Annotated in this window: 14 protein-coding genes; 6 read left to right on the plus strand and 8 right to left on the minus strand. The window is 45.1% G+C overall.

Annotated elements, in window-relative coordinates; all coding sequences use genetic code 11:
* Positions 1–401: 401 nt before the first annotated feature.
* On the plus strand, positions 402–563 hold the full coding sequence (locus NDI34_RS10330) for a YqaE/Pmp3 family membrane protein (RefSeq protein WP_190411249.1): 162 nt from the start codon (positions 402–404) through the stop codon (positions 561–563).
* On the opposite strand, the gene NDI34_RS10335 is transcribed toward NDI34_RS10330, so the two are convergent.
* The 4 genes from NDI34_RS10335 to aroB form a co-directional block, all read right to left on the minus strand.
* The gene (locus NDI34_RS10335; protein ID WP_348232642.1) at positions 507–680 is read right to left on the minus strand and encodes a hypothetical protein; all 174 of its coding nucleotides are present in this window, start codon (positions 678–680) and stop codon (positions 507–509) included. The two genes, NDI34_RS10330 and NDI34_RS10335, sit on opposite strands and share 57 nt — an antisense overlap.
* Positions 681–2,291, minus strand: a complete 1,611-nt coding sequence (locus NDI34_RS10340; protein ID WP_190527228.1) for an NAD(P)H-quinone oxidoreductase subunit 4 — start codon at positions 2,289–2,291, stop codon at positions 681–683.
* A 306-nt stretch (positions 2,292–2,597) separates the two neighbouring features.
* Entirely contained in the window at positions 2,598–2,729 is a 132-nt protein-coding gene (locus tag NDI34_RS10345) for a hypothetical protein (RefSeq protein ID WP_277878448.1), read from the minus strand.
* Between the two features lie 70 nt (positions 2,730–2,799).
* A complete protein-coding gene (gene aroB / locus NDI34_RS10350; RefSeq protein WP_190428537.1) occupies positions 2,800–3,903 on the minus strand; it encodes a 3-dehydroquinate synthase in 1,104 nt (367 codons plus the stop codon).
* A gap of 90 nt (positions 3,904–3,993) precedes the next feature.
* Here aroB and NDI34_RS10355 point away from each other — a divergent pair, with 90 nt between their 5' ends.
* Positions 3,994–4,095, plus strand: coding sequence for a cytochrome b6-f complex subunit PetL (locus NDI34_RS10355; protein ID WP_190433215.1), 102 nt, complete (start codon positions 3,994–3,996; stop codon positions 4,093–4,095).
* 129 nt (positions 4,096–4,224) lie between these two features.
* Here NDI34_RS10355 and NDI34_RS10360 read toward each other — a convergent pair whose 3' ends face one another.
* From NDI34_RS10360 to NDI34_RS10375, 4 genes are all read right to left on the minus strand, one after another.
* Positions 4,225–4,743, minus strand: coding sequence for a hypothetical protein (locus NDI34_RS10360; RefSeq protein WP_190433214.1), 519 nt, complete (start codon positions 4,741–4,743; stop codon positions 4,225–4,227).
* A 239-nt stretch (positions 4,744–4,982) separates the two neighbouring features.
* Positions 4,983–5,369 carry a hypothetical protein gene (locus NDI34_RS10365; RefSeq protein ID WP_190675489.1) on the minus strand — a complete coding sequence of 129 codons (387 nt, stop codon included), beginning with the start codon at positions 5,367–5,369 and terminating at the stop codon, positions 4,983–4,985.
* Between the two features lie 378 nt (positions 5,370–5,747).
* Complete coding sequence (locus NDI34_RS10370; RefSeq protein ID WP_190428539.1) at positions 5,748–6,194, minus strand: tellurite resistance TerB family protein; 447 nt, start codon at positions 6,192–6,194, stop codon at positions 5,748–5,750.
* Positions 6,195–6,371: 177 nt separating this feature from the next.
* Positions 6,372–6,536: a hypothetical protein gene (locus NDI34_RS10375; protein ID WP_190411245.1), complete on the minus strand. Its 165-nt coding sequence runs from the start codon at positions 6,534–6,536 to the stop codon at positions 6,372–6,374.
* A 1,031-nt stretch (positions 6,537–7,567) separates the two neighbouring features.
* On the opposite strand from NDI34_RS10375, the gene NDI34_RS10380 reads away from it, so the two are divergent.
* The 4 genes from NDI34_RS10380 (at position 7,568) to NDI34_RS10395 (ending at position 11,926) form a co-directional block, all read left to right on the plus strand.
* Positions 7,568–7,792, plus strand: a complete 225-nt coding sequence (locus tag NDI34_RS10380; RefSeq protein WP_242028962.1) for a hypothetical protein — start codon at positions 7,568–7,570, stop codon at positions 7,790–7,792.
* A 310-nt stretch (positions 7,793–8,102) separates the two neighbouring features.
* Positions 8,103–9,761 (plus strand): serine/threonine-protein kinase, encoded by a 1,659-nt coding sequence (locus NDI34_RS10385; RefSeq protein ID WP_348232609.1) that lies wholly within the window; start codon positions 8,103–8,105, stop codon positions 9,759–9,761.
* 642 nt (positions 9,762–10,403) lie between these two features.
* Positions 10,404–11,090 (plus strand): hypothetical protein, encoded by a 687-nt coding sequence (locus NDI34_RS10390; RefSeq protein WP_190532600.1) that lies wholly within the window; start codon positions 10,404–10,406, stop codon positions 11,088–11,090.
* Positions 11,091–11,227: 137 nt separating this feature from the next.
* Positions 11,228–11,926, plus strand: coding sequence for a Uma2 family endonuclease (locus NDI34_RS10395; protein ID WP_190430350.1), 699 nt, complete (start codon positions 11,228–11,230; stop codon positions 11,924–11,926).
* Positions 11,927–12,314 lie beyond the last annotated feature (388 nt).

Consider the following 12,314-nt stretch of genomic DNA (forward strand, 5'->3'; position numbering starts at 1 on the left):
TAATAGCTCTGCTTATTTGTGCCTTTATTTTCTTAATAGAATAACTTCATATTCTTTGGGGCAGCATCGCATCTTAGACTGATTTTCCCCAAAAAAGTTCCTACCTTGTTGATAAATATGCAGTGCAGCTTGATGTTCTGAGGATTTCCGCGATAGTTTCACACAAACCATTGCTTCTCGGCGCTCGCCCGCGATTCCCATTCCCAAAATCCCTCTCTACTGACGACTGACTTAATATTTTTAAACATTAAAGATTTTTAGCATTTTAGTAGCAAAGATAACAGTAAAGTTGTTTTATCTACTCACCGATAGATTGACAGTTCTATCGGAATAGAGAGAAGAATTCCCCAAATCAATGAGATCCTAGAAAATATTCCCATTAATTCTCAAAAGGTGTTTTTATGGATTTCTTCCGTATCCTGATCGCTATTTTTGTGCCACCGCTGGGTGTTTTCTTGCAAGTTGGCTTTGGAAGAGACTTTTGGATCAATCTCGTCTTGACTTTTCTAGGTTATTTTCCCGGAATCATTCATGCGGTGTGGATTATTATTTCGAGAAAATAGCGATCGCTCCTCCATTCCCCCACAACCTAACCATTCGGCTCCATCCAAAAGAAACAAGGAGCCATGAAGATGGCTCCTTAAATCAGCACGATTGATTTCTAAGGACAGTCGAGTCAATTACTCGGCTGCACTCAGCAAATTTCCAGCCGCAGTAGCGGGTAAAGTTGGTGCAACCAAACCGCGCGAGTAGAGAGGCGCTTTGGTTTGAGCGACTAGAGGGAGTACATTGTGAACCTGGGCAGCGATCGCTACAGTCTTCACATCGTAGGTTTGAGTTGCCACCTTGGGATAGAAACCAATTCCGATAATCGGAATAATTAAGCAAGCGGCAATAAACACCTCGCGCGGCTGGGCATCCAGCAACACTAAATCTGTCACCAACTCTTGATGCTGCTTTCCGTAGAAAACCTGTCGCAGCATAGAGAGTAAATAAACTGGCGTCAGAATTAATCCCACCGCAGCCAGCAACACCACCACTACTTTGAAAGTGGAACTGTAAGCATCGCTCATGGTGAAGCCTAGAAAGACTGTCAATTCCCCGACAAATCCGCTCATTCCCGGTAAGGCAAGAGAAGCCATTGAACCGGCGGTGAACAAAGCAAAAACTTTAGGCATTTGTTTCGCCATTCCCCCCATTTTTTCCATCATCAGGGTGTGGGTGCGTTCGTAGGTAACGCCTGAGAGGAAGAACAGCGCCGCTGCAATCAACCCGTGGGAAACCATTTGCAGAACTGCACCGTTTAGCCCTAAGTCAGTGAACGAGGCAATTCCAATCAGTACAAAGCCCATGTGGGCAATCGAAGAACAAGCTAGCCGTCGTTTGAGATTGCCTTGAGCAAAAGCGTTTAAAGAACCATAGACAATGTTGACGACACCCAATATCACGAGTACTGGGGCGAAATAAACATGGGCGCTAGGCAGCATTTCGATATTCATGCGGATTAGCGCATAGCCGCCCATTTTCAGCAACACCCCAGCCAAAATCATCGAGACGGGGGCGGAAGCTTCGCCGTGAGCATCAGGTAGCCAAGTGTGCAGCGGGAAAATTGGCAGTTTGACGCCGAAGGCAATCAAGAACCCAGCATAGGCCAGGAGTTCCAATGCTAAGGGGTAATGCTTAGCTGCCAGTTCCGCCATGTCAAAGGTGACGGTATCGCCATAGAAAGCCATTGCTAAACCGGCAACCAAAATGAACACCGAGCCTAAGGCAGTGTAAAGGATAAATTTGGTTGCAGCATACTGGCGCTTTGGCCCTCCCCAGATGGAGATCAGCAGGTACACCGGCACTAACTCCAGTTCCCACATCAGGAAGAACAAAAGCATATCCTGAGCAGCAAAAACGCCAATCTGAGCGCTGTACATTGCCAGCATTAAAAAGTAAAACAAACGTGGCTTATTTGTAACGTTCCAAGCCGCGAAGATAGCCAGGGTGGTGACTAAGCCGGTCAAAGCAATCAACGGCATAGACAGCCCATCCACCGCTACAGACCAATTTAGACCGAGTTGAGGCACCCAAGAATAGGTTTCAACTAACTGAAATGTTGGGTTTTTTAAGTCGTAGTGACGCCAAAAGGTATAAACAATCAGAGCAAAATCTACTAACGCTACGCCCAATGCGTACCAGCGGACGGTCTTGCCGTCTTTATCCGGTAGTACGGGGATGGCGAAGGAAGCGAGTAACGGCAGCAGAATAATCGTGGTGAGCCACGGAAATTGAGTACTGATCATCAGAACCTACCCAAGGTTGAGGCGATATTGCGGCATTTAGGTGGCGTATTGCAGGCACTCAACAGAGCAACCTGTACTTCGCCAAAGTTTCCTGTATAGACTCAATCAGAAGTGATGTCTTAGGAATTTATACTTACCCTACGAATATAGCTCTAGTTGTTTAAATGTTGCAATATGTTAATTTAAAAATTTTTATGTTAAGCATCTAGGCAAAAAAAAGACGGCTGCGATCGCCATCTTCGAGTAAATATTTGATAAGAACGCCATAACTAATGCGCTCAAGAGCGCCCAAAGACCCTTGCTCAGTTAATGCAACGCCAATACAGGCTTCCCGAATAGAGTGACGCGATGACCGCGAGAAACCAATTCGTAGCCTAAAGTCGTCATCGGGTTGAGATGACCGGAGGCGGTAGGACAGATGATGCCAAAGTGAGTCATCGGAAAGCCCCTATAAACAGAGACGTTTGACGAAAACAGTTGGCTCAGTGTAGCTTTTTGCGCTTACAGATTACTGGTGAGTAACCATTTGTTGCAGCACCTGTCGTATTACATCTGACGGCACTTGGTCGGTTACAGTTACTGCCCCAATCTGGGTGGGAAGGACAAACCGCACCTTTCCATCTTTCACTTTCTTATCGGTTTGCAGCGTCTCAATAATTGCTTCGATGTCTAGCCCTGCTGGTAGCTGGGTGGGTAATCCGGCTTTTTGAATTAGGGCATCTTGACGTTGGGCGTCTGCCTTGTCCCACATCTGAAGGTTAACCGCAATCTGACCCGCCGCGACCATCCCAATCCCTACTGCTTCCCCGTGGTTCACGACACGGTAGCCGGTTAAGCTTTCTACAGCATGACCGATAGTGTGACCGTAGTTGAGAATGGCGCGGAGTCCAGCTTCTTTTTCATCTTTGCTGACGACATCGGCTTTGGCTTGGCAGGATCGTGCCAGGATTTCTTGTAATAAACCAGCGTCTAGAGAGGGGAGTGAGTCAAGATATGGCGATCGCTCCATCTGCTCAAATAAATCAGCATCCCAGATAATCCCATACTTAATCACCTCTGCCATCCCCGCCCGAAACTCTTGCACTGGCAAAGTTTTCAGCACCTCTGGGTCAATTAAAACCAGCCGCGGCTGATGGAAGGCACCAATTAAATTTTTTCCTTGGGGATGATTAACGCCGGTTTTGCCGCCAATGGCAGCATCAACCATTGACAAGAGTGTTGTCGGAACTTGTACGAAGTTAATCCCCCGCAGCCAGGTAGCCGCAGCAAAGCCAGTCATATCACCAATTACGCCACCGCCTACCGCAACAAGCGTTGAAGAGCGTTCTAGGCGATTTTCCAAGGTGGCGTCGTAGATTTTTTGGACAGAGTCGAGGGTTTTGTAGCGTTCGCCAGCGGGAAGGGTTAGTTCGGTAACGTCAAAACCAGCTTCTTTAAGGGATGCGATCGCTTCTTGACCATAGTGCCGAAAAATTTCTGGGTTAGAAACAACCAACACTTTCTTCCCCAAGTTCAAACTGGTCATCTTAGCGCCTAGTTGCCCTAGACCAGAAGATGCGATCGCAATTTCGTAAGCCTGCTGCGGTAAATTAACCCGAATCACCGATTCCATAAACCAAACCCCATCAACCAACAAGCGCCCGTGGGCTGTATTCTACTCCACTTGATGTTTCAATGGTGGATATTGCGTTCTATCGGAAAAATGGAAATCTCTGGAGCGATCGCTTACTTCTTACTTTTGGGTGGTGCTTTTGGTGTTGCTGTGGGGCTGTATTTCGGCCTCCGCGCCATCAAGCTGATCTAATCACTAGCCTGCTGGCGAAGGATGAACGATGAAGGAATTGTTCGTTCTGTACTTCTTTCCTACTTCATCCTTGCTAAAGGCAGGTTACAGAAGGATATAAGAAGACGAATCAACGAATCCTTTCATCTCTCATCCTTCTGTTAGACTTAACACCTTTACGGTAGATTGCTTTGGGGTACTCTCACAGGGCTTGCTAGTCACTCGACGCGCCATTTGGATTGTTTTTGGCAAAACTCCCACCAATTGAGCCAGAATCTCATCCGGCATTTGGGCAGTCGCTTCAAGACCAAAGTATTTTTCAAATACAACTAAAATGACACGGGCACGCTGCAACGGAACGCAATACTCCATTGCTTTTTGAGTAAAGCGAATCCATTGTTGCCGAATTTCATAAGCTTTTTGTCGCTCGACGCGAGACTCAGGACAAACCACTGACGGGTTGCCAATGGGAATCACCCGGCTACAATTAATATCAAACAGACTGCCAATCCCTGCACCAGGACCTGCCAATTCTGCATGGTGGCGATGACAGATAATTAAGGCGCTGCTGCGACAACCATTGACCCGGAGGAGCTGTCCGCTGTGCAACTGGCTTAAGATTTCTGTGGGTTGATTAATCGGTTTGGTGATGAGGGCTTTGTCGGGCATCGTAAGTCACAGAATCCTCTAAATTGAGTATCTTGCATTTACTTATACCCCTCGGTGATCGAATCTGTTTAGGGGGTGTGATACCCATTTGACTCATTAGTGATTCTTATCACTATAAATCCTGTGACTCACTAGAGATGAAGATGTTTACCCATCCAGGATTGGACTTGTAGCACAATGCTTGAGGACGTTTCCCTAGGCTAGCGTTGTGCTTTCCAGCCAATCGTCTGACGGCATCTTCAACTTTTCAAAGGAGTTAGAGTCGCCAGAGGTAATATCGCTGTTTTAGCTTTGTCGTTGAGTAGCAGTTTGCCAGATGCATCGACACTAAAATCTTTTCCTGGCATAAATCCTTTGCAAATCAAACGTTTGCCGACAGCTACTGAAGTAATGGTGCGAATTTCTTGCATTACATCGGCAGGAATGAGATTCTCTATCGTCCACAACACTGAATCGCTGTCAAACCAGATTAAACGTTCGATACTCACCAGCATCATGCCACCGATCTCTTCGAGGGTCATCTGACTTCTCAAATTCGCTATTAGGTCTTTCCCAATCTGGCTATTGCGGGTCATCATCGCCCTAGCCATCTTGGCAATTTCTTGTTCTAACTCTAAGTAGTTCATGCCTGACATTTAGGTTTCCTTCCTAACTGTGTTTGCGGTTCTGCCAAGTATACCTAAAGAAAGAGTGAAATATACCTCTAGGAGGATGAAGAAATAAATTATTTTAGAAAGTATAAGCAGAACCTTGTCAGTAGCGCCAGACAGTAGAATGACTGCGCGATCGCTGTTATGGCGATCGCAAGAGTATATAGATGCTCTACGAAGACAGCTTGATAAAAATTGGATAAAAAGTAGAAATTTGAGACATTTCTGAGCGATGTGAGTGCTGAGCGCATACCGGGAATCGTAACCAGAAAAAAAAACCCCTTAACAGGGGTCATTTAGTCTCTACTGAAGAATATTTATCGAGATTTAATCCGAAAGGGTGAGGGGATAGGTTTAACCTCGGTTTTTAATTAACATCACTTGCACAATCTGCACCGCCGTTTCCGTGGAAATCTCTAAAGCTTGATGCAAATCATTTAAAAAATTCTGTTCTTCTTCGGTAACGATGCCATCGGCTAAGACGAGATCGGTTGCCACTGCAAAAGCCGTTTCCTGTAAATCGTGAGGAAGAGATTCACGAGCCGCTTTAACCAACCCGCTAGGGCCTTGTCGTTTAAGAATACCGAGAAGTTTATCAAACATCCGTCTCATCACATCGTCTGGATAACTTCTGAAGAGTTTCATTCGAGACAGTGTAGAAGAAATGCCTCGTGCTTCTTCGTCGGAGAGGTATCCGTCAGAGGCACAAGCAGCTAAGGTAATAGCAGCAAATGCTTCCGTTGGACTAAGCGTTTCTTGAACTTTGTTCTGAGTACTGAATACTTTGTCAAACAAGCCCATCGCAGTCTACTCCTTAGGGGCATAGTAGGTAGGTATTTACTTGTCCTACACGATTGATGCTGATGATTCCAGAAGCCTGTCAACTTCAATTCGCAGCTTGGTTGAGTATGACGCGAGTCCTAGATGAGTATTTTTAACAGTCAAACTATTTGAGCGAGAACTTTTAGCGATCGCTGTTCAACGAGAACCGAGTTGCCGTGAGGGGGTGTTGTCGCTAGCTTTTTCAATCTTGTCGATCGCGATTAAACCCAGGTAAGAAGCCGCAAGGAGGAAGATAACGGAAGCTAAATAGGCGTTTTCAAGCATCCGTAGCGCGGTTTCAAAAGTAATGTAGGTCGTCATGGTTTGGCCTTCTCAGCTCTGGGCTGTTGTTGTTCTTCCCTTATTACTCCACACACTGGCTACTCATTTCCTCAGAAGAATCACTAGATTTAGGCTAAGAGCCACTAATATCCCGGTAATTACACGGGTTTGACTCAATAGGCTGGTAAGTCTCGTGAAACTATAAATACTAAAATTAACAGCAATAATACTGAGGCAACTGACGAAATGAGTGATTTAGCGAAGTTTCAGATTTTTAGTTCTTGATTTTTTATACTTAAATGTTTTTTATAATGAGGTGCGCGTTAGCGTACAGCCCCTTGGGCATGAAAACAGCGAAGCGAGGCGTTAGCCTAGCGCTGACTTGTCAGTTCGCCCACTTCAACGATTCCTGCGTTTTTGGGTTTGCTCTTGATACCGAGATTTGGTTCCAAGTTCCCTCTAAACTTGCAAGAAAAAACTTTTCCTAAGAAAGCGATCGCGTCCAAGTTTCTCGTAAACTTTAGTTTTTCTCAGCTTCCCGATCGTCTTAATTTTTTTAAGAAAATCAACATTTTCCCAATTAAGGGAAGATGTTGAGGCTTTTATCTTTGGGAATTAATTGCTTATTGTATACTAGTTCGCCGTTTCTAGTTACAGTAATTGCTAGTTAAATAATGTTTTTAAAATTTATTTATAAGCAGTTGATTTAGGAATTCATTCTTAGCCATAAATATTGGATCTCTTTTACCTTTAATATTATTATTTAATTTTGCTGTTTGTGCTTGCTATAGGCTTGAACAAAGGATTAATGGAGAGAATCAGATAAATGATCCTTTCAATTTATTAGACTGTCGGCAACTTGTAAAATTGGCAAGCTTTGGTTCCACATTACAGCTTATCAAAAAAAAATTAGTTTGTTTTTTTAAAACAAACTAATTACAGAGCAATGTATTCAAAAGCACTTAATGACTTAATATGTGGGTATTTCTTTGGAACAGCTACTCCTTCCCTTTGATAGAAGCAAAGGTTTAAACCAGTAATTAGATTAGTAAAAGAATCACCGCAAAAGGATGGAAATCATGTTTGCCATAGGGGATGATGTTCTTAGCCAGAAAACTGGGCATTTTGGCAAAGTGGTTGGTTACGGACATGAAATGGTTAATGGGGTTTATTTACCAACCATCAAAGTGCTTATAGCTGAAAGTTTAAAGTCTGGGAAAAAGGCTTTTGTAGAGGAGGACTTGCATTCAGCATGGATTCAACAGCAGACCGCTACTACTCTCTCTGCCAAATAAGTTTTTGGTAATACATTAAAGAAGCACGACAAGTGAAAACAAAGCCGGAGAAGCAACTCTCCGGCTTTGTTTGTATCTAAACGCTTTAAATTATTAGATTGCGCTCGATACCACCCAATGGATATCGTTTTAAGAATCACCATGCCCTTATCAAGCGCTTAGTCGGTTCTAGAACAAAGATAAAGTTCCTCAAGGGCTGGTAGTATCGTATTTACTTATCGCTGGTGAAGATTATCCTGGCGGGTTTTCCGGTTAGTCTGAGGCGTCGAGTAGAATCGAGGGAGCTTGTGTTTTCATCTAATTCTAGTCTGTGACCAGTGCTGCCCACTGTATTAATCCCGATTGTTCGCGTCCCTATCCCCAGCCTTGGGGAAACAAATTTTGCAACTGTTGTGGGGCACCGCTACATCTGAACAATCGCTATATTCCTCTCCAGACTCTAGGATCTGGGGGATTCGCTGCTATTTATACAGTCTGGGATTTGCAGTTGGCAAAAGACCGGGTGCTGAAGGTATTACTGGAATCTTCATCAAAGGCGCAGGAACTGTTTGAGCAAGAAGCATCTGTCTTAGCAAGTCTGCATCATCCGGGTGTCCCTAGCGTTGAGCCAGATAGCTATTTTGTGGTGAATTTGGGTCATCCCTCTTACCGGCGTCTGCCTTGTCTGGTAATGGAAAAAATTAACGGTCAGACATTGCAGGATATTCTGGAGCGCCATTATCCCCAAGGGTGTCCGGAGTCGCTGGTGGCAAATTGGCTCAAGCAAGCGCTCGATATTTTACAAGAGTTGCATCGACGGCAGATTATTCACCGAGATATTAAACCCTCCAACTTGATGCTGCGCCAGGAAACCGGGCAACTGGTGGCAATTGATTTTGGTGGGGCGAAACAGATAGGCACTGTCCAAGTGGGTCAAGAGGCAAGTTCAACGCGATTGATTTCGCCTGGATACAGTCCGCCGGAGCAGATTTTTGGGGGTGCGGTGGGACCGGCAGCAGATTTCTATGCGCTGGGTCAAACGATGATTCACTTGCTCACGGGTCGATATCCTCCGGAGTTGGAAGACCCGGCGACAGGAGAGTTACGTTGGCGTCATTGTGTCCCGGTGAGTCTTGCCTTCGCTGATTTGCTGGATGATATGGTGCAGGCTGATGTGCGCCAGCGACCAGCAACGGCTGTGGAAATTCAGCAGCGTCTGATTGGGGATTCTTCAATGAAGACGAAAACCAGCCAGGTTCCGCAGTCTTTCTCGGATGCGATCGCGACCATCGCTGGCAGAAGTCTGAAGCTGGTGTGGGTGGCGATCGCATCGATTGTGACGCTAGCGGGTCAAACGGCGCTTTTCGTGGTTCGAGCGATCGCTAAAGTTGTGACAGCTTGCCTGGATACGCTTTGGGAGATGCTTGTTGGCGGAATTGCGGGGGGGGTGTTTGCTGTTACTGGTTTTTCTTTGGCTTACGTGTTCCCTTTAGGGACTCATATTGCTGCTTTACTAGCGCAGCTACCACCTGTTTTCCCCTATATTCCACCCCCAGTCGGACAAGCAATTTTGCTATTTGCATTCGCTGGATGGGGAACGGCTTGGGGTCTTACTGAAGCAGGTGGCTTTGGTCAACGCAAGCGTCGTTTAGTAGCTGGATTAATGGGTGTCTTTGGATACGGGTTGGGGTGGCTGGTTTGCCATTTGATGCCTGCTGGGACGGTGCTGCAAATGGTCACGTTGATTGCAGTTGCTGTTGGCCCGTTAACGCTCGGTCTTGGTTTGCCCAGCCATCAACTGGTTCACGCCATTGTCGCCGCAGCTGGCACAGCCGGAATCTTTGGGGGTTTAGGGTTCTTTACTCTTAGTTCGTTCGCTCTCCTTCCTAGCCTTGGTTTTTTCAGTCTCCTGGGTGTCACGATTGCCTTCTGGCTGGGCGTGAGTTACTACTTAATTGTGCCTTTTCTGCGTTGGTTAGGTTGGCGTTAATGACGTGTCGCCTGAGCTGTACAGTGACTAACTATTTGTCATCGATGACAGATTGCTGTCGTTATGACGAATTGTGTGACGTTGAGACAAATTAATGTCGCTGAAGTAACAGTGACAAATTAATGTCATTCTTGCAGGGACTATCTATCTAGCTAGATAGTGTTAAGGAAGTGCGCCTTTGTACATTAACTAATTATTTGTCACTTTTAACACTTCAACCACGTCCAAACGACAGAATATACTGAGCCGCTTTCAATCCACCCCTAGTTGGGATGAAAGTTGAAACCCTATCGACCCGCACAGCAAGTCAACCTCGTTGACTTTTAACCCACTCCTAGTTGGGATGTAAAGTTGAAACTTCATTCACTCCCAACTTCCGGATTGGTCTTTCCTTTCAATTCACCCCTAGTTGGGATTGTCGTTGAAACCCATCTCCTGCTGGATTAGACCTTTCAGTTCATTCTTTCAACCCACCCCTAGTTGGGATTGTCGTTGAAACCGTTAACGCCAGCCTAACCAACGCAGAAAAGGCACCTTTCAACCCACCCCTAGTTGGGATGGTGTACACGATCGCTTAATCCCCGGAATTTGCGATCGCGCCTTGGAAGCTCTACTTGAGCAGACAGATTTAATTAGCAGCTCATGATAAAAAAAATTTTCTTATTGGCAATGGTTCTGATGTTGGGTGCTTGTAACTCTACAACAAATTCCAACCAGTCCACATCAACAACATCGACAACTTCCCCAACTCCCTCAACAGTGGCTGAGTTACCCAATTTGCAGTGTCAAGGCGAAGTCCCGCAACCTGTGAAAGCAACCCTTGGCGAACACCGCCTCGCTAAGGAATCCGATTTTGTACCGTCGATTCGCAACTTTAAGTCTAGTGAAACGCCGAACCAGAAGTTTACTTGCAGCATCTTCTCAGCTGATTTTAATCAAGATGGCTTGAAAGACTATGCAATGTTATTAGTAGCTGAAGAAACGGCTGATTTCCGATTTCAAATCGCCCTGAATCAAGGCAATGAAAAGTTTAAGCGATCGCTCGTGAAAGATTACAGGCGCACCACGAAGCCAGAAGAAGGGGTAATTTACACTTCAATGGACTTCAAACCCGCAGGAGAAAAAGGTTTAGCTAACCGCAAGTATAGTCCTTTGAAAGCGGAATCGCCAGAAGAAAAAACCTATGTTAATACACCAGCGATTGAATTGTGGAAAGTTAGTAAGACCGATGAACCACCCAAACAACTAGATGTAGATTCTCTTGCTTACTGTTCTGAGGCTTTATACTTCTTAGATGGTAAACAAAAAACTTTTGCAGTCTGCGATTAAGTTTTTATTTAAGGGACAAGTCTACTTGCATTAAATAAATTTAGAGAAATTCCATTTTTTAGAAAATGGGCTTCTCTAATTTTTTTGTTTGTATCTACTTATTTATCATAGAGTCAGTAGTCTTAGGGAAATTAGTCATGTTAGAGTACAAGCCACCAAAGTATTTTCCCTCTTCCGAGGAGCTACCCGACTCTGACGAAACGCCTGTGGATAATGAACTGCAAGATTTAATCCCCGGTTTACTAAAAGCTATATTGGCTATGGCTTGGGCAGATCGCATGGATTGGTTTTTTGGCGTAGATATGGGAATATACTACGATCCAGATAAACCAGCTATCGTCCCCGATGGATTTCTTAGCTTAGGAGTCGAGCGGTTTTTTGATGAAGAACTGCGCTTAAGTTATGCGATTTGGGAAGAAGAGCGTGTCCCCACGATGGTGTTGGAGGTTGTCTCCCAAACTTATCGGAAAGAATACAGCCAAAAAAAGCTAGATTATGCGAATTTAGGGGTGTTGTACTACGTAATTTATTCCTCCCGCCGTCGCAGAAAGCCGCATTTAGAAGTGCATCGGTTAGTTGATGGCGAATATGTGTTGCAGCCAGGAAACCCGGTTTGGCTACCAGAAATGGGATTGGCGATTGGTGCAGAACGGGGAATTTATCAAGGAATAACGCGGGAGTGGTTGTATTGGTACGACGAGCAAGGGCAAAGATTGCTGACACCGGAAGAACGCGCCCAACTTGCCGAACAGCGCGCCCAACTTGCTGAACAACGCGCTCAAGTTCTAGCAAAACAACTTCGTGCGATGGGGTTAGATCCAGACTCGCTAGCGTAATATCTCGTTCTACCTAGACTGGGTTTTGCAGGCTACGGATACGTCTAGACCTTAGCAACGGGCTAATGCGATCGCTCAAGCAGATATATGACTACAAGCTTTGCATAATTAGCTGAAAGCGATCGCTACTTGTCAGCAGTGGTAGTTTTTTCCTTTTTGATAAAGTAACCCTTCCGGTAATACTAAATTTAATTTATTTTTATAACCTCTGAAAATCGCCTAAAAACTGTTTTGAAATTGGCGATTCTCACCCGAATGATTATCAAGAAAGTATCGAAATCTGTAAATGCGACTATCTGGGTAGAAAGGTATTTAGATTTGGGAATGATGATTAATAGTACGTTTTGATATCAATCGATCCCAGTAGCGATCGCATCACGTCCAGCTA

It is taken from the genome of Trichocoleus sp. DQ-U1, from assembly GCF_039961925.1.
Lineage (GTDB): Bacteria > Cyanobacteriota > Cyanobacteriia > Cyanobacteriales > FACHB-T130 > FACHB-T130.